This window comes from Streptomyces sp. NPDC096013 (assembly GCF_044763565.1).
GTDB lineage: Bacteria > Actinomycetota > Actinomycetes > Streptomycetales > Streptomycetaceae > Streptomyces.
In genome coordinates, this window is the sequence record NZ_JBIWGK010000007.1 from 261,663 (window position 1) to 281,740 (window position 20,078).

Sequence of the window (20,078 nt, forward strand, 5' to 3'; positions counted from 1 at the left end):
GATGAAACTCACCGTGGTCGGCGGAGGATCGACCTACACCCCCGAACTCATCGACGGCTTCGCCCGGTTGAGGGACACCCTGCCCGTCGAGGAACTCGTCCTCGTCGACCCGGCGCCCGAACGCCTGGAACTGGTGGGCGGCCTGGCCCGCCGGATCTTCGCCAAGCAGGGGCACCCGGGCCGGATCGTCACGACGGACGACCTGGACGCCGGTGTCGAGGGCGCCGACGCGGTGCTGCTCCAGCTCCGCGTCGGCGGCCAGGCGGCCCGCGAGCAGGACGAGACATGGCCGCTGGAGTGCGGCTGCGTCGGCCAGGAGACGACCGGCGCGGGCGGCCTCGCCAAGGCGCTGCGGACCGTACCGGTGGTCCTGGACATCGCGGAGCGGGTCCGCCGGACGAACCCGGCCGCGTGGATCATCGACTTCACCAACCCGGTGGGGATCGTCACCCGCGCCCTACTCCAGGCCGGCCACAGAACAGTCGGCCTGTGCAACGTGGCGATCGGCTTCCAGCGGAAGTTCGCGGACCTCCTCGGGGTCACCCCGACCGATGTACACCTCGACCATGTGGGCCTCAACCACCTCACCTGGGAGACCGGTGTGCGGCTGGGCGGTCCCGAGGGCGAGAACGTGCTGCCCAAGCTGCTCGGCGAACACGGCGACGCCATCGCCGCCGACCTGAGCCTGCCCCGGGTCCTGATCGACCGGCTCGGCGTCGTCCCGTCGTACTACCTGCGGTACTTCTACGCGCACGACGAGGTCGTACGGGAACTGCGCACGAAGCCGTCGCGGGCCTCCCAAGTGGCCGAGATGGAACGCGAGCTGCTGAAGATGTACGCCGACCCGGCCCTCGACGAGAAGCCCGCGCTGCTCGCCAAGCGGGGCGGGGCCTACTACTCCGAGGCCGCCGTCGACCTCGCCGCCTCGCTGCTCGGCGGGGGCGGGAGTCCGTACCAGGTGGTGAACACGTACAACAAGGGGACGCTGCCGTTCCTGCCGGACGACGCGGTGATCGAGGTGCAGGCCGCCGTCGGTGCGAAGGGGGCTACCCCTCTCGCCGTGGCGGATGTCGATCCGCTGTACGCGGGGCTGATGGCCAACGTGACGGCGTACGAGGACCTCGCTCTGGAGGCCGCGCTGCGCGGGGGCCGGGAGCGGGTGTTCCGGGCGCTGCTCTCGCATCCCCTGATCGGCCAGTACGAGTACGCCGACGCCCTGACCGACCAGCTGATCGCGCACAACCGGGAGCACCTCGCGTGGGCCTGACCGCAAGTGTCCTCGCCGTCGACGCGGGCAACAGCAAGACCGACGTCGCGGTCGTGGCGGCCGACGGGACCGTCCTCGCCACCGCCCGCGGCGGCGGGTTCAGGCCCCCGGTCGTGGGCATCGGGACGGCCGTCGACACCGTCGCCGAAGCCGTCGCCCACGCCTTCGCGGAGGCGGGGGTGAGCGAGGTGGAGCATGTGTCGGCCTGTCTCGCCAACGCCGACTTCCCGGTGGAGGAGGAGCAGTTGGCCGCCGCGCTGCACGCGCGCGGGTGGGGCACGAGCATCGAGGTGCGCAACGACACGTTCGCGATCCTGCGGGCGGGCATCCCCGAACCGCGCGGTGTCGCCGTGGTGTGCGGGGCCGGCATCAACTGCGTCGGCATGCGCCCCGACGGCCGCACCGCCCGCTTCCCGGCGATCGGCCGTATCTCCGGTGACTGGGGCGGCGGTTGGGGCCTGGCGGAGGAGGCCCTGTGGCACGCGGCCCGCGCCGAGGACGGCCGCGGCGGCCCCACGGCGCTGGCGCGCACACTGCCCGCGTACTTCGGCCTGGACTCGATGTACGGCCTCATCGAGGCCCTGCATCTCGAACACGTCGAACACCACCGGCGGCACGAGCTGACGCCGGTGCTGTTCGCCACGGCGGCGGACGGCGACCCGGTCGCCCGTTCGATCGTCGACCGGATGGCGGAGGAGGTCGTGGCGATGGCGACGGTCGCGCTGACCCGCCTCGACCTGCTCGACGAGGAGGCGCCGGTACTGCTCGGCGGCAGCGTCCTCGCCGCCCGGCATCCGCAACTGGACGACCGTATACGGGAGTTGCTGGCCGCCAGGGCGCCGAAGGCGGTGGCGACGGTCGTCACCGCGCGGCCGGTCCTCGGGTCCGTCCTGCTGGGTCTGGACCATGTGGGCGCCCCGGCCGAGGCACATGCGCGGGCCAGGGCCTCCTACGAGCACTGACACCCGGGAACCGAACAGATTCCCACGGCGTATTCATGGACAGGGGGGCGGTGCGGGGCGTTGTGTGGTGCCGGAAATCCGGTGGCCGCGCTGCGATCCGATCAAGATCCAGTGAAGGCCGGTGCGGAATGTCAGTCCCTGCGGCGATACTTGCCGCGACGGGATGACCCTGGGGGAGGTCAGCAGTGACACAACCGCCGAAGAGCAGTACGGCGCCACCGGGCTCCGCCGTGCCCACGATGCCGGTGCTGCCGCCGCAGCCGGCCAGGGCGGGGGCGCCCGCGCCCCGGCGTACGCCGGACGCGGCGCCCGCGCGCCGTACGGCACTCGCCGAGGGCGTCGACCGACTGCGCGCGGCGGCCACCACCGAGCCGGGCCGGCTGCGCGCGATCGGCGCGCTGCTGGCCGTGCTGGTGGTCGCGTTCGGCGCGGTCACCGCCTGGCAGACCGACAGCCGCGCGACGGCGGCCGACGACGTCCTCCACCACAGCCAGCCGCTCAGTTCGGACGCGGCGGACATCTACCGCTCGCTGGCCGACGCCAACACCATGGCGGCGAGCGGCTATCTGGCGGGCCTCCAGGAGACACAGGCGACCCGCGACCAGTACGAGGCGGACATCAGGACGGCCGCGGCGAAGCTCGTGACGGCCGCCGCGAACACCGACCCGGGCTCGTCGTCGGCGACGACCATCAGACAGCTCAACGAACTGCTGCCCCAGTACAAGGGGTTGGTCGAGTCGGCCCGCGCCAACAACCGGCAGGGCTTCCCGGTGGGCGGCGCCTACCTGCGGGCCGCCAACGACACCATGCAGAACAAGATGCTGCCCAAGGCCGAGGACCTGTACACGACGGAGAACCAGCGGCTGAGCGACGACTACGGCAACGCGACGCCGTACCCGTGGTTCGCGATCGCCCTCGGGCTCCTCGCGCTCGCCGGTCTCGCCTGGGCCCAGCGGCGCAACTACCAGCGGACGAACCGGGTGTTGAACCACGGCCTGGTCGCCGCCTCCGCCGCCACCGCCGTCGCCCTGCTGTGGCTGACCGTCGGCCACACCGTCGCCCGCGCGGGGCTGAACGCCTCGTACGACCACGGCGTGAAGTCGCTGAACGTACTGCACGACGCCCGGATCGCCTCCCTGAAGGCGCGCAGCGACGAGAACCTCACCCTGGTCAGCCGGGGCGCCGAGACGAAGACGCTGCCGGACAAGACGGTCGTGGACGCCTACGACTGGGGATACGACCAGGAGATAGCCAAGCTCGGCAAGGGCCTCAAGCTGGCCGACTCCCTCGCCGACGACTCCGCGGGCCGCAAGCCGGTCGCGGTCGCCAACAGCTCGATGAAGGTGTGGATCTCCCGCCACACGAAGGTCAGCGACGACAACGAGAAGGGCCTCTACCAGCAGGCCCGTGACGGTGTCATCGGCAAGAGCGGGGCGACCGGCGAGTGCTTCACCGCCGTGGACGCCTCGCTGAACACGGCACTCCAGCACGAGACGAGCGAGTTCAGGAAGTCCGCGGGCGACGGCCTGGACGCGATGACCGGCCTGACCGTCGGGGCCGCGGTGCTCGCGGCGCTCGGCGCGGCCGGCGCGGTCCTGGGCATCGGGCGCAGGCTGTCGGAGTACCGGTGAGAGGGGGCGTGACGATGCGAGCGCGCAGTGACTTTTTCCGCCGGCTGAGCGGTGTGCGCCGACTGCGGGCCAGCCTGCGCGGCTGGGGCGGGGTGGGCGCGATGGCGCTCGTGTGCGTCCTCGCGGTCGCCTTCGTGCTGCTGCTGCCGCTGACCCAGTCGCGCGGCGAGGCGGGCGCGGACCTCGGCGGCCGGCGGACGGTCCAGGGCACCCAGGCCCGGGCCCCCAAGTGCGACGAGAACACGGTGCAGAACCAGAGCCCGTCCCCCTCGGACGCCGACGGCACCACGATCGACGCCATCAAGGCGCGCGGTGTGCTGAAGGTGGGCATCGACCAGAACAGCTACCGCTGGGGGTACCGCAACCCCAACAGCTCCTCCGGTGACCTGGAGGGCTTCGACATCGACCTGGTCACCGCCATCGCGAAGAACATCTTCGGCGGCTCGTACACCGCCAACAGCGTCCAGTTCCTGGCCATACCGACCAACCAGCGCATCCCGGCGGTCCAGGACAAGCAGGTCGACATGGTGGTCCGCACGATGACGATCACCTGCGACCGGGCCGGCCAAGTCGCCTTCTCCGCCCCGTACTTCCTCACCGGCCAGCAGGTTCTCGCCCCGAAGGCGTCGACGATCACCGGCTACGACGGCTCCCTGGCCGGCAAGCGGGTCTGCTCGGCGTCGGGTTCCACGGCGAACGACCGGCTGACCGGCGACAAGGCGAGCGGCAAGCTGCCCGCCACCGTGAAGATCCTGCCCCCCGTCGCCAACCAGCTGGACTGCCTCGTGGAGCTCCAACTCGGCCAGGCGGACGCGGTGGTGACCGACGGAGCGCTCGCCGCGAGCCAGGCCGCGCAGGACCCGACGGTGGAGCTGAAGGGCACCACCTTCACCACCGAGTACTACGGCGTGGCGATGAACAGGGGCGCCACCGATCTGGTACGCCGGGTCAACCGAATACTGGAGACCTACCGCACCAGCCCCGACGGCTGGCGGGCGTCGTACACGAAATGGCTGCTGCCGACGCTGGGTAAGGATTCGGAGTCGGCGGACCCGCCGGCCCCGCACTACACGTGACGGACCATCAACCACGGCACGACACAACGGACTTCCACGGAACACAACGCAGCGAGAGGTGATCGATGGGCGTCACGGGACCCCCCGGGCCGGTAATGGACCGGGACGAGGTGGACCGTGCGCTGGCGCGGCTCGGCGCGGAGCACGAGGCGATCGAGACCTCGCTCCTCGCCTTGCAGGACCACGCGGGCCGCAGACTCCTCGAAGGCGCCGAGCTGACCGGCACGACCAAGGAGCGCTGGGCGGCCACGGACGCGTCGATCACGCTGCTGTGGGCGTACTTCGACGCCTACACGGACGCGTTCCGCGCCGCCCAGAGCATCCGGGCCCGGCGCCGCTGGTCGAACCGTGAGGACCTGGTCGAGCTGACCGAGCTGCTGCGCGGCGAGTCCGTCACGGTCGCGGGCGCCGCCGCGGCCACCGCCAACCTGCCGACGCTGACGGGTGGTTCGAGCAAGCTGAGCCACCAGTTCTCGCTGAGCGCGCTCGTCGACGAGATGAACGACCTGTACGCGAACTCGCTGGACATGGTCGTCACCGCCGACGCGGTGTGGTCGGCGCTGCCCGCCCGGATCGATTTACTGGCCGCGGAGTTGCAGCGCACCCGCCAACTCGCCCACTCCGTCGGCGTCCGCCCGGGCGAACACCCGGCGGGCGACGACCTGGAACGCATCACCCGCGTCCTGACCGACCTGCGCGAGCGCGTGGTCTCCGACCCGCTGGCCTTCTGGGTGCGGGCGCAGGGGAGTTCGGCCCCCGGCGGCGGCCGTCCGGACACCACGGTCTACGACCGGGAGGCGCGCGCCCTAGAGGACGTGCGGCGCGAGATCGACGCCGTGCTCACCGTCCGGCAGGACGCGGAGGCGCGGCTGGTGAAGCTGCGGGACGTCCTCTCCCGCGCGGACCGCACGCTCGCCGAGGCGCGCACCGCGCGCGGTGAGGTCCTCGCGAAGATCGCGGCCACGGAGGTGCCGGTCGTCAGCGGCCCGCCGACGGTGCTCCAGGAGCAGCTGTCGACGGCCGCCGAGTACCGCAGACACGCCCAGTGGCACCGTCTGTCGCCGCTCCTGGAGTCCCTGGAGCAGAAGGCGGAGGACGAACTGCTGCGCGCCCGCGAGTCGTTGACGGCGGTCACCCAGCCGCTGGCGGTCCGCGCGGAGCTGCGCGGCCGTCTCGACGCGTACAAGGCGAAGGTGGCCCGGCACGGCCTCGCGGAGGACCCGCTGCTGGTCGAGCGGTACGACGCGGCCCGCCGCATGCTGTGGAGCGCCCCCTGCGACCTGCGCGTCGCCGAGCAGGCGGTGCTGCGCTACCAACATGCGGCGGCCGAGCAGTTCAGTGCTCCGCGGGCGCGCCCGCAGAGCGGTCCCGAGGACCAGAGGGGGCCGGGCGCGTGAGTGACGAGGAAGAAGCGGGGTCGGTCATGAGCGGGACACAGCGCACGTGTCAACGGCCGGGCTGCGAGGGCTCGTACGAGGATGTCGGCGGCGGCGAGCTGTACTGCGACACGTGCGGTCTGGCGCCGGTGGTGTCGGCGACCGGGGCGATCAGTTCACCGCCCACGGGGATGGCCAGCGGCAAGGGTTCGCGGGGGTCGGGCAGCGGCAGTTCCCGTACCGGCAGCCGCAGTTCGCGTACGTCGTCGCAGTCGTCGAAGTCGCGGCGCTCGGTGTCGGGGCGGCTCTCGCGCTCCGAGTCGGGCCGCTCCACCGGCCGTTCGGTGTCGGTGCGCAGCTCCGGCTCGTCGTCGGGCACTTCGAGCCGCGGCCGGCTCGGCGTCGGTCTGGTGCAGGTGCCGGGGGTACCGCGGCCCGACCCGCGCGAGATGGTGCTGGAGAACCCGGAGGTGCCCGAGCGGAAGCGGTTCTGTTCGCGCTCGGACTGCGGTGCTCCGGTGGGCCGGGCGCGCGGTGAGAGCCCCGGGCGCACGGAGGGTTTCTGCACCAAGTGCGGCAACCCGTACTCGTTCACGCCCAAGCTGGAGGCCGGCGACATCGTGCACGGCCAGTACGAGGTCGTGGGCTGTCTCGCGCACGGTGGTCTCGGCTGGGTGTATCTCGCCGTGGACCGCGCGGTCTCCGACCGCTGGGTGGTCCTCAAGGGTCTCCTCGACACCGGCGACCAGGACGCGATGGAGGCCGCGATCTCCGAGCGGCGCTTCCTCGCCGAGATCGAGCACGCCAACATCGTGCGGATCTACAACTTCGTGGAGCACCTGGACCAGCGGACGGGCTCGCTCGACGGCTACATCGTCATGGAGTACGTCGGCGGCAAGTCCCTCAAGGAGATCGCCAACGACCGCCGTACGGAGAGCGGGAAGCGCGATCCGCTGCCGGTGGAGCAGGCCTGCGCGTACGGCATCGAGGCCCTGGAGGCGCTCGGCCACCTGCACAGCCGCAACCTCCTGTACTGCGACTTCAAGGTCGACAACGCGATCCAGACCGAGGACCAGCTCAAGCTGATCGACATGGGCGCGGTGCGCAGGATGGACGACGACGAGTCGGCCATCTACGGCACGGTCGGCTACCAGGCGCCGGAGGTCGCGGAGGTCGGCCCGTCGGTGGCGAGCGACCTGTACACGGTGGCCCGCACGCTCGCGGTGATGACCTTCGACTTCCAGGGCTACACGAACGTCTTCGTGGACTCCCTGCCCGACCCGGACAACATCGAGGTGTTCCGCCGCTACGAGTCGTTCTACCGGCTCCTGGTCCGCGCCACCGACCCGGACCCGGCCCGCCGGTTCGCCTCGGCGCAGGAGATGGCCGAGCAGCTGACGGGCGTGCTGCGCGAGGTCGTCTCGTTGCAGACCGGCCGGGCCCGCCCGTCGCTGTCCACCCTGTTCGGGCCCGAACTGAAGGTCACGGACACGGAGTTGGTCCCGGTACTGGCCGGCGACGTGTCGACGCTGGGGGCGAGAGCGGCCCGCCCGCCGAAGCGCACCCCAAGTGGCCGCCCCGGCACGGCACTTGCCGAACGGCCGCACAGCGCGCCTGCGTTGACCGGGCTCAACGGCAGCGCGCCGCGCCTGGTCAAGGAGGTCGACTCCCCCGCCGTGGCGCTCGCGCTGCCGGTGCCGCACGTCGACCCGAGCGACCCGAACGCGGGCTTCCTCGCGGGCCTGATGGCGACCGCGGCGACCGAACTGCTCGGCGCGCTCGCCTCCGCGCCCTCGCCGTCCGTGGAGACCCGGCTGCGGCAGATCCGCGCCTGGCTGGAGAACGGCGACTCGTACACCGCGCTGGACGCCCTGGCGAAACTAGAGGACGAGCGGCCCGACGACTGGCGGGTGGTCTGGTACACCGGCGTGGCCGCGCTGGCGACCCGGGACTACGAGGCGGCCGCGCTGTCCTTCGACGCGATCTACGACGCCTTCCCGGGCGAGCCCGCGCCGAAGCTGGCGCTCGGCCTGTGCGCCGAGGTGCTGGAGCAGCTGGACAACGCGGCCGAGTACTACCGCCTGGTGTGGTCGACCGACCCGAGCTATGTGAGCGCGGCCTTCGGCCTGGCCCGCGTCCAGCTCGCGACCGGCGACCGGCAGGGTGCCGTACGGACACTGGAATCGGTGCCCGAGGCGTCGATCCACTACACGGCCGCGCGCGTGGCCGCCGTACGGGCGCGGCTTCGGCAGCGGGTCGCGGCGGCCGACGACACGCCGTTCCTGGACGATCTGACCGCTGCCGCCGGACAGGTGGAAGCGCTGGAGGGATACGGTCTGGACGCGGTCAGGCGCGAGCGGTTGTCGGCCGAGGTCCTCGGCTGCGCGCTGGACTGGATACTCTCCGGAGGCCGGGGTTCCGTGCCGCTGACGCGGCGGGAGCTGCTCGGCAGCGAACTGGACGAGCGGGGACTCCGCTTCGGCCTGGAACGTTCGTACCGCACGCTGGCCCGGCTGGCACGGGACGGCGAGGAGAGGATCGACCTGGTGGAACGTGCCAACCGTTACCGCCCCCGGACGTGGGTGTAGTTGATGTCGCAGATGCCCCAGCTCTCCGCCTGCCCGAGCTGCGAAGAGCCGCTGGAGTCGGGTGACCGCTTCTGCGGCGCCTGCGGGTACGACCTGTCCGCCGTGCCCGCGCCACCGGACGACCACCCGACGCTCACCATGAACGGCGCGGTGCCGCCCGCGCCCGGGGAGGCGGCGGACGTGGACTGGCCCGTGGTGCCGGAGCCGGAGAGTTCCGAGACCCCGCCGGCGGTCCATCTCCCGACGGACCTGCCCGGCACCGACTCCGGCGGCACCCCGCTGCCGTCCAACGCCCCGCCGCCGCCCGCCGGTTCACCGGTCGCGGCGGCGACGGGCGTACGGTTCGACCGGCCGCCGGAGCCGGACGAGTACCCCTTGCAGGCGCCGGACCCGCGGGTCGCCGCCGAGCCGCCGACCGCGGGCGAGGGCGTCAAGGTGTGCGTGGCCTGCCGCTCGGGCCGGGTGGACCCGGACGGCTACTGCGAGAACTGCGGGCACGCCCAGCCCCGCGAACGCGACCACATGGAACAGGAGTTGGGGCCGCTCGCGGCGGTCAGCGACCGCGGGCTGCGCCATCACCGCAACGAGGACGCCTTCGCCGTGGGCCAGTGTGCGCTGCCCGACGGGGCGCCCGCGCTGGTCGCCGTGGTGTGCGACGGGGTGTCGTCGGCGACGCGGCCCGACGCGGCCTCGCTGGCGGCCTCGCGGCAGGCCGGTGAGTCGTTGCTGGCCGCGCTGCCGCGGGGGACGCATCCGCAGACGGCGATGCACGAGGCGATCATCGCGGCCTCGCACGCGGTCAACTCCCTCGCGGAGGAACCCGCGACGGCCCGCGAGCACGCCCCGCACCAGAACGCGCCGGCCTGCACCCTGGTCGGCTCCGTCGTCACCCCCACCCTGCTGGTCGTCGGCTGGGTCGGTGACAGCCGGGCCTACTGGGTCCCGGTGGACCGCAGTTCACCGCCGGCCCGGCTCACCGAGGACGACTCGTGGGCGGCCCAGATGGTCGCCGCGGGCCTGATGAGCGAGGCGGAGGCCTACGCCGACGAGCGCGCCCACGCGATCACCGGCTGGCTCGGCGCGGACGCGTACGAACTGGAGCCGCACACCGCCTCGTTCAAACCGGACCGCCCCGGAGTGGTGGTGGTCTGCACGGACGGGCTGTGGAACTACGCGGAGTCCGCCGAGGAGATGGCCGAGATCGTCCCCGCCGACGCGGCGGTCCGTCCGCTGCACAGCGCCCAGGTGCTGGTCGGTCACGCGCTGGACGGCGGGGGCCACGACAACGTAACAGTGGCCGTCGTGCCGTTCCCGGCCCCGCCACAAGGGGCAGTATCCGGCTGAGGCCGTACAAACAGGGATGGTCGCGGACCGGAGGGGACCGGTCCGCACATAGTCATCGCCCCATTCAGGTGGGGTACTTGAGGGGGAACAGAGCAGGCATGGCCAATTTCTCGAAGTCGAACGTGCCACAGTTCTCGGTCGACGTGTACCAGAACGAGTACCTGCCGGAGGGCGGGCGCGAGGTCAACGCGATCGTCACGGTCACCTCGACCGGCGGCGGCACCATCGGGAGCCCGGTCGCGGCGCCCCATCTGTACTCGGCCGGACAGGGCCCGGACGCCGCCGTGGCGATCATGGTCGACTGTTCGGGGTCGATGGACTACCCGCCGACCAAGATGCGCAACGCCCGCGACGCCACGGCCGCCGCGATCGACACCCTGCGTGACGGTGTGCACTTCGCGGTGATCGGCGGCACGCATGTCGCCAAGGAGGTCTATCCCGGCGGCGGCAGGCTCGCGGTCGCCGACGCCCGCACCCGCGACCAGGCCAGGCAGGCGCTGCGCAAGCTGAGCGCGGGCGGCGGCACGGCGATCGGCACCTGGCTGCGCCTCGCCGACCGGCTGCTGTCCTCGGCGGACGTCTCCATACGCCACGGCATCGTGCTGACCGACGGCCGCAACGAGCACGAGGCACCGGAGGACCTGAAGGCCGCGCTCGGCTCCTGCGCCGGACGGTTCACCTGTGACGCGCGGGGCGTCGGCACCGACTGGGAAGTGAAAGAAGTCACAGGGATCGCCTCCGCGCTGCTCGGCACCGCCGACATCGTCGCGGACCCGGCCCATCTCGCCGCCGACTTCACGCGGATGATGGAGACGGCGATGGGCAAGGAGGTCGCGGACGTCGCGCTGCGGCTGTGGACGCCGGTGGGCACAACCATCAAGTTCGTCAAGCAAGTCGCGCCCCGAGTCGAGGAGTTGACCGACCGGCGCACCGAGGCGGGCCCCCGCGCGGGGGACTATCCCACCGGGTCCTGGGGAGACGAGTCCCGTGACTACCACGTGTGCGTCGAGGTCCCCGAGGCCGGCATCGGCCAGGAGATGCTGGCCGCCCGGGTCTCGCTGGTCGTCCCACAGCCTGGAGGAAGCACCCAGAACCTGGGCGCCCAGGGCCTGGTGAAGGCCGTGTGGACCGACGACATGGTGGCCTCGACCTCCATCAACCCCCAGGTCGCGCACTACACCGGCCAGGCCGAACTGGCACAAGTCATCCAACAAGGGCTCGATCTCCGCAAATCGGGAGATGTCGACGGAGCAACGGCCAAACTGGGACGGGCCGTTCAGCTCGCCAGCGTCTCCGGAAACGCGGATACTGCGAAACTGCTTGCGAAGGTGGTGGACGTGGTCGATGCCGCGGCGGGTACTGTGCGACTGAAGGCGAAGGTCGCGGAGGCCGACGAGATGACTCTCGAGACACGGTCCACAAAGACTGTTCGTGTAAAGAAGTGACCTGGCAAGCACGACTCCGTGAGACCGAGAACGACCCTGTGTGAAAGGGGGACGCGCCGACATGCCGACCTGCCCGAACGGACACCAGTCGGGTTCCGACGACTGGTGCGAGGTCTGCGGTCACCGCATGGCCGGTGCCGTACCCCCGCCCCCTCCCCCGCCCCCCGGCGGCGGCTACGGCTTCCCGCCGCCCGCGCCCGGCCGCACCCCGGCCGCCGAGGCGGAGCTGTGCCCGCAGTGCCGCACGCCCCGTGAGGGCGGTGCGCCGTTCTGCGAGGAGTGCCGGTGGAACTTCCTCACGAACACGGCGACGTCGTACACCCCGGCCGCCCCGCGGCCCACGTCTCCCGGCCCGAGCCCGGCGGCCCGCTTCCAGCAGCCGCCCGGTCCCGGCGGGGGTCCTGGCGGCGGCCCCGGTCCGTCGTACGGCGGTGACTCCTACGAGTACCAGGGGTCGCGGCCGTCGCAGATGAACCGGCCCGCTGAGCCCATACCCCCGTTCGGGAGCGAACCCACGGGTCGGCCCGGGGGCACCGGTGGGCCCGGTGGTCCGAACGGACCCGGTGGTTTCGGTGGCGGCGAACGACAGGGCGGGCCCGGTGGGCCTGGGCGTCCCGGTTCGCAGGGCTTCGGCGACGACCGGCAGGGTGGCCCCGGCGGTCCCGGCGGCTCGCAGGGCTTCGGCAACGACCGGCAAGGCGGACCCGGCGGTCCTGGTGGACCCGGGAACCCCGGTGGCCCCGGTGCGCAGGGCTTCGGCGCTGAGCGGCAGGGCGGCGGTCCCGGTGGTCCGGGTGCGCAGGGCTTCGGCGGTGAGCGCCAGGGCGGCAATGCCTTCGGCGGCAACGACCCGTCCGGTCCGCCCCGGCCCCCCTTCGGCAACAACGACCCGTCCGGCCCCCCGCGCCCGCCCTTCGGCAACGAGGCGTCCGGTCGGCCCGGGTCCTTCGGCAACGAGCGCTCCCCGGGCGGCGGTGGCCAGTTCGGCAACGAACGCCCCGGGCAGAACGAGTTCGGCGGCGGTCGGCCCGGTGCCTTCGGCGGTGAGCGGCAGGGTCCGCCCGGACCGTTCGGCAACGAGCCCTCCAACCCGCAGGGTCCCCCAAACTTCGGCGGCCAGGACCCCTCCCGGCCGGTCCCCCCGCCCCCCGGCCCGACCCCGCCCGCGGGGCCCGGTCAGACGAGCGGTGGCCCTCAGGCGTTCCAGCAGTCCGCGCCGCCGGCTCCGCCCGGGTTCCCGCAGGAGACGAACCGTCCGCGGCAGGGCGGCTCGCCCTTCGGCGGCGGTGACGACGACTGGGTGATCTCCCCGCCGACCCCCGGCTCCCCGGGTGGGCCTGGCGGTCCCGGTGGACCTGGTGGCCCCGGTCAGGGCGGTGGCTACGGCTATCCGCAGCCCGGTTCCACCCAGGCGCCGCCCGGACGGCCCGCGTATCAGCAGCAGCCGACCACCTGGCTGGCGACGATCGGGCCCGACCGTGACTACTTCCTGGCGATGATGCAGCGTTCGGGGCCGGAGGCCGCGGGGCTCAATCTGCCCGCGTACTCCCCTGAGCAGCAGCGGCAGTTGACCGGGAACCAGATCACCATCGGGCGACGGCGTCACTCCACCGGGGAGTCTCCCGACATCGATCTGTCGGTACCGCCCGAGGACCCGGGGGTTTCGCATCAGCATGCGGTGCTGGTGCAGCAGCCGGACGGCAGTTGGGCGGTCGTCGACCAGAACTCGACGAACGGGACGACGGTGAACGGGGGCGAGGAGCCTATTCAGCCCTTCGTGCCGGTGCCCTTGCAGGACGGGGACCGGGTGCATGTGGGGGCGTGGACGACGATCACGGTTCGGCGGGGTTAGAAGGGCTTCCGCCGCGTTGTCCGTCGTCCGCCGCGCCGTCGTGGCCGGTCGCGCCCTGCGGCGGAGCCGCCGATGTCACAGCCCCGCGCGCCTTTCGGGGCGCTGTAGTCACCGGAGAGGCCAGGTGTGCGGGGTTCCCTCCAGCCATGCCCGTGCTCCCTCGCCGGTGACCGTCACGCCGTAGCGCTCCCTTCCGGGTCTGCCCTCGCGCTCCCACAGGTTCCTGGCCTCCCCCGGGTCGAGGACGCCGTGGGTGAGGGTCAGGAGGAAGCGGAGTCGTTCGTCGTCGCCGGGGCGGTGGGGTATCTCGCCCTCCACCGCGGGGTCTGTGCCGCGCAGGGGGACGAAGTACGCCGCCGTGTCCAGGAAGGCGCCCTCCGCGTGGGTCTCGTCGTGGACGGTGAGGGTGATCAGGCCGGTGGCCAGGGGGGCCAGGATGCGGGCGCCGGGGGTGCACTGGGCAAGCCAGGCCCGGGGGATCGTGGACAGGGCGCAGGTGGCGATGATGCGGTCGTAGGGGGCGTGTTCGGGGGCTCCCCGGGTACCGTCGCCGGTGATGACGGTGGGGTGGTAGCCGGCGTCGGCGAGGTGGCTGCGGGCGGCGTCGGTGATCTCGGGTTCCAGGTCCACGGTGGTGACATGGTCGTCGCCGAGCCGGTGGGCGAGCAGGGCCGCGTTGTAGCCGGTGCCCGCGCCGATCTCCAGGACGCGGTCGCCGTCCGTCACCCGGAGTTCGGCCAGCATCCGGGCCATCAGTGAGGGCTGGCTGCTGGAGGACAGCAGCTCGCCGTCCCGGAGCCGGGTGGCGAGCGGGCCGTCGGTGTACACCCCGCGCAGCCAGCGCTCCCGGGTGTGCGGGTCGGGGCTGTCGCGCCAGAGCCGGTCCTGTCCGCGTCCGTCCGCGGAGGCGACGTAGTAGTAGGGCACGAACAGGTGCCGGGGCACCGCCGCGAACACCTCCCGCCAGCGGGGGTCCGTGTCCCAGGCGCCGCTCAGTCCAATCTCCCGCACCAGTTCCGCCCGTGCGGCGACGGCGACGGCGTCGAGGTCCTTGTCGAGAGCGTGCGCGCTCATACGTCCACTGTCCTGCCGTACGGGCCGCGGGGCGAGTGGTCCTAAGCCTCAAGTCGTCGGTAATCCACGGGCGGTTTTGTAACAACTTTCCGTAGCCTTGAAAACCCCAGGTCAGAGTGGGTGCGCAAAAGGGTCAGACGGTCGGTTTCGGAGTGTAGTCAGGCTGCGGGCGGCTGCGCGGTACCGCCCTCGACCGATCAGCGCCGGGGACCGGCGCGCAGGACCTGGGTCTTCAGCCGAGACCACCACGGGGTCCGGCGGCGCTCCTTGAACGCGGCCTCGTCGCGCACTGCGTCAGCGAGAAGCCGGTCCGCCTGGTCAACAGTCTTCGCGAACTCCTCAATCTCCGCCCACTTCAAGTCAGCCGCAGCCCACATCTCCTTGTCACCGAAGTGGGCCGTGGCGCGGGCATGCAGCTCGCTCCACTCCGAGAGCGCAGAGTGCCAATGGTTGAACGCCGCCAGAGACAAGGTGTCCAGACCCCGGATCGCAGGCGAGCCGAACATGTCCAGTTGGGCCTGCATCAGCATGAATGCCTTCAGCTCACCCTCGACGTCGTGGATGGCCAACTTGGGTGACTTGGTGTGCAGGACGTCCGCCCGGTGCTGAGCCAGGACCCGGCGTACCCGGAGCACCTCCTTGTAGGTGTCCATCCGGCGGTCCCACACGCGGTGCTGGCGTTCCCGGCCACGGGTCAACCGATGGGTGACCAGTACAGCGGACGTCGACGCCAACACCGAGGCTGTCCCAACGATCAGGGTGGCCTCGACTGGTTGCAGTGCCATGGCGTGATCGTATGCACCATCATCGCCCATTTGGCTCAAGACCACGGCATCTATCACTAGTTGTCTCGTGGCTCAGTCCCGCCAGGACAGGATCTTCCGAGTCAGGGCTCCGTCGTGCAGCCGGGCGCGCGGCTCCGGCGGCCACGTCTCGACGGCGACCCGGTCGGCCTCGGTCAGGCCGTCGGCCGGATCCACCACCGGGTCGGACAGGGTCCGTTCGCGCTCGAACCGAGAGGCCGCCGGAGCACGGTCGGCCGACTGGAGCCGTCGGTACTCGGCCGTCAGATGCTGCGCCTCGCCGGGCTCGGCCGACGCCGGGTCGCGCTTGATCTCCCACAGCCGCCGCTTGATCTCCCGGCCTCGGTCAGTCTTCATCATCGTCCTCCAGGCTCCCGAACTCGTCCTCAAAGTTGCCCAGTTGATCCGGCACGTCATCCGCGCTGTCCCGCTCGCGCCGGAAGGGTGCGGGCTCCTCGGCGGCCGACGGACCGGGCGGCAGGGCGAGTTGCGGCCGGGGCGCCTGGGGGCGCGGGGCGCCCAGGGTCCTCGCCGTCGGCGGCGCGCAGGTGCCAGCCGGCCAGTTCCAGGGCGTAGCTGGTCAGCCGGGAGCGGAAGGTGTCGTCCACGTCGACCGCCTCCAGCACCTCGGGGATCACCTTGAACAGCACCTCCGCGATGTCGGCCGACTCCTCTTCCACCCTGCGTTCGAGGGCGATGTTCAGTTGCTCCGGGGCGTCCAGGCCGAACAGCTTGCGCCACGACTTCGACATGCGCACGAGTGCGCTCGGAGACCTGGTACCCGACCTGCCGGAGGAAGTCCGGGAGCAGATCGCGGGCAACTTAGTCCGGGCGTGGATCAGTTGAGCGCCCACAGGCCCCTGCGACTGAACCCTGGGCAGCGCATGATCCTGCGTGATTTCGTCGCCGCCCACCCGGGGCTGACGCGCCCCGAGCTGCTCGCGGCGGCGGACCGCGTTCGGACGCGGATGCTCATCACCGACGGCCTGACCAAGGTGGTGCACCGGTCGCTCGTCCGGCAGGACGAGCGACCGGTACTGGGCCACCTGAGCTGAGGGAACGTCTTGCCGGCTTTTAACTAAATCGCTTCCGTCGGCGTCGCGCTCGCCACACACTCTCGGCATGCTCCTCTCTGCTGCTGATCCCTGGTGGGCCGATTGGCCCAAGTTCCTCCCCGGCTGGCTCGCGTTCGCCTGGACCCTGAGCGTAGGGGCGCGCAAGGTGTGGCTGCGAAGCCACAAGGTCGCCCTCGGGGCCGCAGACGACGTGCTGCGTGAGGCTCTGATCACCACTCGGAAGCGGTTCGAGGACATCACCTCGAATGGGGGCCGCACCGTCGACTGGTTCCAGGAAGACGAGCGAGGTGAGACCGCCCGCACGATCCGAGACCTGGCCGAGCGCAGGAAGGACCGCATCCTCTGCCGGGAGCTGAGGGCAGTGGCCCAAGCCTGGGACAAAGCGTTCGCCCCAGCGCCGCCCATGCGGATGAGTGACTGGTTTCCGGACGCCCATCACGACCCTCAAGTCAGGCAAGAACAGGAGTCGGACCAGAGGCGGTTCGGCGAGCAGGTTACGTCCGCACATACAGGTCTGGGCCACCTGAAGGCGGCTCTCGACCAACTCAACAAGCTGGAGCGCCGCAACATTGGCCGGTGACGGCGGGGCCCCGCCAGGCGTACCCGGCGAGGCTCCTTTGCTGGGTCAGAAGGTCTCGCCGTCGGCGCGCTCGATACGGAGCCTCACCGGGCTCCCCGGGAGAGGAGGTGTCATGCCCGCTCCGTCCAGCACCGTGAAGGAGCCTTCTCGGCCGTCCGGGAGCCGGAGCCGAAGTTGGCAGGTGTTGGCGATCTCCGTCCAGACGTCCGTGTCCGAGATGGCCACGGTGCCACCCTCGGACGTGAGGAACCCGACCTGTTTCTGGCGGAGATCGATGATGACAGGTGCCTCGCCCTTGTCAGTAACGGCCGTTGCTCGGCCGCTGGTGTTCGTCATGTCGATCAGCCTAGCCAGCACGCGCGGGCCCCGAGGAGCGCGCGGAGATGACGGAACCCCACAGGACGTACACCGGCGGGGACACCCGGGACAGACAGCGGGACACGGGGGACAGAGGCTCGGGACAGAGCAGGAACAGCGGAGCCGCCTGGGCGCTCCGGTGGCCAGGGAGCAGGACGGCCACGGGCCGAGCGGTCAGAGTCTGACGGCAACCACCGTCAGGGTCTGATCAGGATGGCCGGCAGGCGCTGATCAGCACGCTGACCAGACTCCTGACGACCGTTCTGGCCTGGGTATGTTCTCTGGCCTCGCAGCCCTGACGCGTCAGTCGTGCTCAGACGTTGAGGTCCCGGCGTGCGGCACCGATGACCCTGTGAGCGTCGGAGCCGTAGACGGCGGACTCCCGAAGGGTGTTCCACGTGCGGAGATACGTGTTCACGCTGGCATCGTCCTCGATCCACAGCTCGCTATGCCAGGTCTCGACGATCACACGGCTGTCGTCGTAGACCCAGAAGGCTGTGGCGGGCGGGATCTTGAGCGAGGAACTGAACGGGATGATCCCCAACTCGACCGTGTCCAGGCCGACGGCACCGGACAACCGGTCGAGCTGCGCAGCCAGGACCGACGGCGGACACACCAGGGCGCGCAGCGAGGCCTCCCACAGGATCAGGTGGAAGCGCTTGGTGGGGTCGTACAGGGCTTCCTGGCGCTTCATGCGGGAGCGGACGGCGTCCTCCGTGTCCCGGGGCGACTGCTGGAGTTCGGCGTACCGAGTGAAGATCGACCGGGCGTAGTCGGGGGTCTGGAGGATGCCGAAGACCATGGACGACTCCCAGCCCCGGAACACCGAGGCGTCGGTGTGTGCGCTCAGGTGGGTGTCCTGGACGGGCTTGTGTCCCGAAGCGAGCTGCCGCCGCCACGACCGGATGTGTGACTCGAACCCCCGTAGCCGGGCAAGTAGTTCGTCGTAGGCGTCCGGCTGGCCGATGCCCTCGGCCCACGCGCGGAGGTCGTCGGGCGTGGCGGTCTGCCTGCCGTTTTCCAGCTTGGAAACCTTAGGCTGCGGCCAGCCGAGCCGCCGGGCGAGTTCGGAACCGGTGAGCCGACCGTCCGGGGCCGATAGCCGCAGCTCGCGCAGCCGTACCCCTAGCGCTTCGCGCGCCTGCTGGTAGTCGGTGGTCACCGGTCCCGCTCCCTGGTCGTGCGCTACTTCGCGGACAGGTTCGCCGCGAACTCCTCGTACGGCACGGCGTAGTGCGTGGCGGCGTCGCGCGCCTGGGCGTACCGGTTGACCTCCACCGGCTCCGTGATCAGCTCCACGTTGGTCAGCTCGTCGGCGTCGTCGAAGTTGAGCCGGGCCACCAGTCGGGAGTCGAACAACCAGAAGTCCTCTTCGGGGAGCTGGAGGCGCTCGGCGTCGGCCCGCCAAAGCTGCCGGATGTCCTCACCGACGGAGCTGTTGCGGTTGGCGTTGTCGAGCAGGTAGAGCTGGCCCGGCGTGGGCGGGTTGTCGACAACGCGTACGCGCTCGAACCGCTTGCCGAGGGCGGTCTGTTCGCGGCGCTCGGCGCACCACTCCGCATCCCTGCCTGCCCAGTCGACGGGCTCGCCCCGGAGGAACTGCGCGTAGGTGTCGGTGACCTCGTCGGAGGCATACCGGCGGCGATTCTCCAGCCGCCAGGCCGTGTGCTGGAAATCGGTGAACAGTCGGTCGAACTCATCCAGGCCGATGAGGTTCGGCACGCGGTTGACCTCCTTGGGGCCGAAGTCGACGAGCAGTTCGCGCGGGACCACGATGGGCACCTCGCCCTCTCCCAGGTGCCGCAGGCGGGCGATGTCGTCGGGGTCGGTGAGGGCGGGTCCGTGAATGATCACTTCGCCGGTGTCGAGGTCTTCGTGCACGGCCGGGCAGCCGTTCACGCCGCTCCCGGTGCCGTTGAAACGCAGGCGACGCGCCATGATCGGTTCCTTTCGCCGGGTACTGATGACCTCATGATCACCGTGCTCGGGAGTGGACGGTACAGATTCTCCGGGGCCTCGTGGACATAAACGGCTATAGACAGTCCCTACCTGAGAATAATCGGGTATAGGCGCTAGCTCTCTCAACTGGCCTACCAGAACGCTGAGTTCATGGTCACAGCACAGCAAGAGCCGGGCACCTCGGATGTCACAGCGGCGGTCGAAACCCTCCGGGAAGCACTGACGGCGGCGGAGATCGTCCTGCCGTCCCTGGCGGCGGATACGGCGTCGCCCTCCCTGAACCTGATCACCCTCGGCCGGGTACGCACTGACGTCGCGCTGCGGCTCGCCGACGTGATCCGGCGGGGGTGCGCATGAACACGTACGAGCCGGAGACCGGCGACCTGGTGTACGACGAGGCAACGTGCAAGGTCGGTCGGGTGATGGGGCGCGAGGGTCCACGCTTTCAGCTCCGGCCGCCGGGTGGTGGACGCGAGTGGGATGCAGACGGCCCTCTCCGGCCCGCTACGGATGCGGAGCGGCTGTCGGCGGGCGTGGCCCTGGCGAACGCCCGGAGCCGGGGAGAGGCACCGTGAGCGCCCCGGCTACGGACACCTCGGCCCTGTCTGCCGAGTGCGCGGTCGCACAGCAGCCCGGGTACGAAGACTTGCACGCCGACTGCCGACAGACCCAGGACGTCCCGTTGATC

The 20,078-nt window shown here is 71.2% G+C and carries 20 protein-coding genes; 13 read left to right on the forward strand and 7 right to left on the reverse strand.

What is annotated here, in order from left to right; all coding sequences use genetic code 11:
- Position 1 precedes the first annotated feature (1 nt).
- The 9 genes from ACIRB1_RS24730 (at position 2) to ACIRB1_RS24770 (ending at position 13,541) form a co-directional block, all read left to right on the forward strand.
- Positions 2-1,267: a 6-phospho-beta-glucosidase gene (locus ACIRB1_RS24730; protein ID WP_352182507.1), complete on the forward strand. Its 1,266-nt coding sequence runs from the start codon at positions 2-4 to the stop codon at positions 1,265-1,267.
- Entirely contained in the window at positions 1,258-2,229 is a 972-nt protein-coding gene (locus ACIRB1_RS24735; protein ID WP_403466991.1) for an N-acetylglucosamine kinase, read from the forward strand. Before ACIRB1_RS24730 ends, ACIRB1_RS24735 begins: the two co-directional genes overlap by 10 nt.
- Before the next feature lie 185 nt (positions 2,230-2,414).
- Complete coding sequence (locus ACIRB1_RS24740) at positions 2,415-3,860, forward strand: hypothetical protein (protein ID WP_352182505.1); 1,446 nt, start codon at positions 2,415-2,417, stop codon at positions 3,858-3,860.
- Positions 3,861-3,874: 14 nt separating this feature from the next.
- Complete coding sequence (locus tag ACIRB1_RS24745) at positions 3,875-4,936, forward strand: glutamate ABC transporter substrate-binding protein (protein ID WP_352182504.1); 1,062 nt, start codon at positions 3,875-3,877, stop codon at positions 4,934-4,936.
- Between the two features lie 65 nt (positions 4,937-5,001).
- A complete protein-coding gene (locus ACIRB1_RS24750; protein ID WP_352182503.1) occupies positions 5,002-6,333 on the forward strand; it encodes a hypothetical protein in 1,332 nt (443 codons plus the stop codon).
- A 26-nt stretch (positions 6,334-6,359) separates the two neighbouring features.
- Positions 6,360-8,900 carry a tetratricopeptide repeat protein gene (locus ACIRB1_RS24755; RefSeq protein ID WP_403466992.1) on the forward strand — a complete coding sequence of 847 codons (2,541 nt, stop codon included), beginning with the start codon at positions 6,360-6,362 and terminating at the stop codon, positions 8,898-8,900.
- Positions 8,901-10,244, forward strand: a complete 1,344-nt coding sequence (locus ACIRB1_RS24760; protein WP_352182501.1) for a PP2C family serine/threonine-protein phosphatase — start codon at positions 8,901-8,903, stop codon at positions 10,242-10,244. It abuts the gene before it with no gap.
- A gap of 98 nt (positions 10,245-10,342) precedes the next feature.
- Positions 10,343-11,689 carry a VWA domain-containing protein gene (locus tag ACIRB1_RS24765; protein ID WP_403466993.1) on the forward strand — a complete coding sequence of 449 codons (1,347 nt, stop codon included), beginning with the start codon at positions 10,343-10,345 and terminating at the stop codon, positions 11,687-11,689.
- A 61-nt stretch (positions 11,690-11,750) separates the two neighbouring features.
- Complete coding sequence (locus ACIRB1_RS24770) at positions 11,751-13,541, forward strand: FHA domain-containing protein (protein ID WP_403466994.1); 1,791 nt, start codon at positions 11,751-11,753, stop codon at positions 13,539-13,541.
- Between the two features lie 108 nt (positions 13,542-13,649).
- Here the strand turns inward: ACIRB1_RS24770 and ACIRB1_RS24775 are convergent, their stop codons facing one another.
- From ACIRB1_RS24775 to ACIRB1_RS24790, 4 genes are all read right to left on the reverse strand, one after another.
- Positions 13,650-14,615, reverse strand: coding sequence for a methyltransferase domain-containing protein (locus tag ACIRB1_RS24775; protein WP_403466995.1), 966 nt, complete (start codon positions 14,613-14,615; stop codon positions 13,650-13,652).
- A gap of 197 nt (positions 14,616-14,812) precedes the next feature.
- Positions 14,813-15,400 (reverse strand): hypothetical protein, encoded by a 588-nt coding sequence (locus tag ACIRB1_RS24780; RefSeq protein WP_403466996.1) that lies wholly within the window; start codon positions 15,398-15,400, stop codon positions 14,813-14,815.
- 72 nt (positions 15,401-15,472) lie between these two features.
- Positions 15,473-15,775, reverse strand: a complete 303-nt coding sequence (locus tag ACIRB1_RS24785; protein WP_403466997.1) for a hypothetical protein — start codon at positions 15,773-15,775, stop codon at positions 15,473-15,475.
- Positions 15,776-15,831: 56 nt separating this feature from the next.
- Positions 15,832-16,170, reverse strand: coding sequence for a hypothetical protein (locus ACIRB1_RS24790; RefSeq protein WP_403466998.1), 339 nt, complete (start codon positions 16,168-16,170; stop codon positions 15,832-15,834).
- 132 nt (positions 16,171-16,302) lie between these two features.
- On the opposite strand from ACIRB1_RS24790, the gene ACIRB1_RS24795 reads away from it, so the two are divergent.
- Both ACIRB1_RS24795 and ACIRB1_RS24800 read left to right on the forward strand, forming a co-directional pair.
- Positions 16,303-16,473: a hypothetical protein gene (locus tag ACIRB1_RS24795; protein WP_403466999.1), complete on the forward strand. Its 171-nt coding sequence runs from the start codon at positions 16,303-16,305 to the stop codon at positions 16,471-16,473.
- Between the two features lie 67 nt (positions 16,474-16,540).
- Entirely contained in the window at positions 16,541-17,074 is a 534-nt protein-coding gene (locus ACIRB1_RS24800) for a hypothetical protein (RefSeq protein WP_403467000.1), read from the forward strand.
- 45 nt (positions 17,075-17,119) lie between these two features.
- Here ACIRB1_RS24800 and ACIRB1_RS24805 read toward each other — a convergent pair whose 3' ends face one another.
- From ACIRB1_RS24805 to ACIRB1_RS24815, 3 genes are all read right to left on the reverse strand, one after another.
- Positions 17,120-17,410, reverse strand: a complete 291-nt coding sequence (locus tag ACIRB1_RS24805) for a hypothetical protein (protein ID WP_403467001.1) — start codon at positions 17,408-17,410, stop codon at positions 17,120-17,122.
- A gap of 334 nt (positions 17,411-17,744) precedes the next feature.
- Positions 17,745-18,593: a helix-turn-helix domain-containing protein gene (locus ACIRB1_RS24810; protein ID WP_403467002.1), complete on the reverse strand. Its 849-nt coding sequence runs from the start codon at positions 18,591-18,593 to the stop codon at positions 17,745-17,747.
- Between the two features lie 23 nt (positions 18,594-18,616).
- Entirely contained in the window at positions 18,617-19,369 is a 753-nt protein-coding gene (locus tag ACIRB1_RS24815; protein ID WP_403467003.1) for a DUF6879 family protein, read from the reverse strand.
- 171 nt (positions 19,370-19,540) lie between these two features.
- Between ACIRB1_RS24815 and ACIRB1_RS24820 the strand changes: the two genes are divergently transcribed.
- Positions 19,541-19,747 carry a hypothetical protein gene (locus ACIRB1_RS24820; protein ID WP_403467004.1) on the forward strand — a complete coding sequence of 69 codons (207 nt, stop codon included), beginning with the start codon at positions 19,541-19,543 and terminating at the stop codon, positions 19,745-19,747.
- Entirely contained in the window at positions 19,744-19,965 is a 222-nt protein-coding gene (locus tag ACIRB1_RS24825) for a hypothetical protein (protein ID WP_403467005.1), read from the forward strand. Before ACIRB1_RS24820 ends, ACIRB1_RS24825 begins: the two co-directional genes overlap by 4 nt.
- Positions 19,966-20,078: the final 113 nt, after the last annotated feature.

Bases quoted from the DNA above. Each gene is read 5' to 3' on its own strand.
- ACIRB1_RS24730 (WP_352182507.1), top strand. From the start codon at position 2: ATGAAACTCACCGTGGTCGGCGGAGGATCGACCTACACCCCCGAACTC.
- ACIRB1_RS24745 (WP_352182504.1), top strand. From the start codon at position 3,875: ATGCGAGCGCGCAGTGACTTTTTCCGCCGGCTGAGCGGTGTGCGCCGA.
- ACIRB1_RS24750 (WP_352182503.1), top strand. From the start codon at position 5,002: ATGGGCGTCACGGGACCCCCCGGGCCGGTAATGGACCGGGACGAGGTG.
- ACIRB1_RS24755 (WP_403466992.1), top strand. From the start codon at position 6,360: ATGAGCGGGACACAGCGCACGTGTCAACGGCCGGGCTGCGAGGGCTCG.
- ACIRB1_RS24765 (WP_403466993.1), top strand. From the start codon at position 10,343: ATGGCCAATTTCTCGAAGTCGAACGTGCCACAGTTCTCGGTCGACGTG.
- ACIRB1_RS24770 (WP_403466994.1), top strand. From the start codon at position 11,751: ATGCCGACCTGCCCGAACGGACACCAGTCGGGTTCCGACGACTGGTGC.
- ACIRB1_RS24775 (WP_403466995.1), bottom strand. From the start codon at position 14,615: ATGAGCGCGCACGCTCTCGACAAGGACCTCGACGCCGTCGCCGTCGCC.
- ACIRB1_RS24780 (WP_403466996.1), bottom strand. From the start codon at position 15,400: ATGGCACTGCAACCAGTCGAGGCCACCCTGATCGTTGGGACAGCCTCG.
- ACIRB1_RS24785 (WP_403466997.1), bottom strand. From the start codon at position 15,775: ATGAAGACTGACCGAGGCCGGGAGATCAAGCGGCGGCTGTGGGAGATC.
- ACIRB1_RS24790 (WP_403466998.1), bottom strand. From the start codon at position 16,170: ATGTCGAAGTCGTGGCGCAAGCTGTTCGGCCTGGACGCCCCGGAGCAA.
- ACIRB1_RS24795 (WP_403466999.1), top strand. From the start codon at position 16,303: ATGATCCTGCGTGATTTCGTCGCCGCCCACCCGGGGCTGACGCGCCCC.
- ACIRB1_RS24800 (WP_403467000.1), top strand. From the start codon at position 16,541: ATGCTCCTCTCTGCTGCTGATCCCTGGTGGGCCGATTGGCCCAAGTTC.
- ACIRB1_RS24805 (WP_403467001.1), bottom strand. From the start codon at position 17,410: ATGACGAACACCAGCGGCCGAGCAACGGCCGTTACTGACAAGGGCGAG.
- ACIRB1_RS24815 (WP_403467003.1), bottom strand. From the start codon at position 19,369: ATGGCGCGTCGCCTGCGTTTCAACGGCACCGGGAGCGGCGTGAACGGC.
- ACIRB1_RS24820 (WP_403467004.1), top strand. From the start codon at position 19,541: ATGGTCACAGCACAGCAAGAGCCGGGCACCTCGGATGTCACAGCGGCG.
- ACIRB1_RS24825 (WP_403467005.1), top strand. From the start codon at position 19,744: ATGAACACGTACGAGCCGGAGACCGGCGACCTGGTGTACGACGAGGCA.